The 255-nt window shown below is 74.1% G+C and carries 1 pseudogene; it reads left to right on the forward strand.

The features are described 5' to 3' along the window. Window positions 1-255, forward strand: a pseudogene (locus QSK22_RS33585) (IS5/IS1182 family transposase); the annotation flags it as partial.

The following is a 255-nucleotide window of genomic DNA, read 5'->3' on the forward strand; positions in this document are numbered from 1 at the left end:
TCCACCATCGCCCGGGCCCACCAGCACTCCGCGGGCGCCCGCCACGACCATCAGGGTCAAGTCGAGCCGCCGGGGCCGGAGCCGGCCGATCACGGGCTGGGGCGTTCGCGCGGTGGGTGGACGACCAGAATTCATCTGGCCTGTGAGCAGGGCCGCAAGCCGCTGTCGGTGGTGCTGACGGCAGGGCATCGCGGGGACAGCCCGCAGTTCGTGCCGGTGCTGGAGCAGGTCAGCGTGTCGCGCGGCGGGCCCGGG

This window comes from Actinomadura sp. NBRC 104425, assembly GCF_030269545.1.
GTDB lineage: Bacteria > Actinomycetota > Actinomycetes > Streptosporangiales > Streptosporangiaceae > Spirillospora > Spirillospora keratinilytica.